Origin of the sequence: Ligilactobacillus equi DSM 15833 = JCM 10991, assembly GCF_001435735.1 — a bacterium.
GTDB classification, from domain to species: Bacteria; Bacillota; Bacilli; order Lactobacillales; family Lactobacillaceae; genus Ligilactobacillus; species Ligilactobacillus equi.
Map to the genome: position 1 here is coordinate 1 of NZ_AZFH01000132.1, position 947 is coordinate 947.

The window sequence follows — 947 nt, forward strand, 5'->3', positions numbered from 1 at the left end:
TAACCATGATCTTCATTTGTTTGGCTCATAGTGTTAGCAATAGTGCCAGTAGCATCGCCCTTAACAGTAGCCTTGAAACTTACAGTAAGTTTTTGACCTTTGTAAGTTTCTAAGAACTTAGCTTTGTCAGTAGGGGAGATAGACCATGAACCACCCTTTTCACTCCAAGCAAGCGTTACTTGATCGAAGATATTGTTTCCTTTAGCATCAGTCAACGTAATAGCGTCCTTAACTTTAAGATCAACATCTAATTTAGTTTGGTCGTAGTCATCATCGAATGTCCAAGCTTTAGCTAATTCATCCTTAGTAAACTTGTGGTTTGCTAATTCAGATAAGTCCCATGTACCAGTGTAAGTTACTTCTTGGTTATGACTTACTGTGGTGTTGTCAATATCTGTACCATCAGAGTTAACAACTACTTTAACAGGCTTAGGATCATTTTCAACATGGTTAGTAACCGTGTTGGTCTTGTAGCCTTGGTCGTCGTTGACCTGGTTCATAGTGTTAGTTAAATCACCAGTAGCATCAGCCTTAACAACAGAATTGAATGAAACAGTAAGCTTTTGACCTTTGTAGGCTTCTAAGAACTTAGCTTTGTCTTTAGGAGTAACAACCCACTTACCGTCTTTGTCATTCCAGTTAACATCTAATTGACTTGTAATGTCCTTACCAGACTTGTCAGTAACCTTCAAAGTCTTTTGGTTAGCTGTAATCTTAGTTTGGTCGTAGTCATCATCGAATGACCAGTTGTGGCTTAATTCTTCCTTAGTAAATACGTGATTTGCTAATTCGGATAAGTCCCAAGTACCAGTGTAAGTTACAGTTTGCCCGTGAGAAACAGAAGTCTTATCAATGTTAGTGCCATCAGAGTTGACAACAACTTTAACTGGAGCAGGGTTAGGTTCAACGTGGTTAGTAACTGTATTAGTCTTGTAACCATGACCGTC

General features: G+C 38.8%; 1 protein-coding gene. It reads right to left on the bottom strand.

Annotation, left to right across the window (positions count from 1 at the left end; all coding sequences use genetic code 11):
* A partial coding sequence (locus tag FC36_RS07575; protein ID WP_156409557.1) for an SspB-related isopeptide-forming adhesin occupies positions 1-947 on the bottom strand: 947 nt, incomplete at both ends.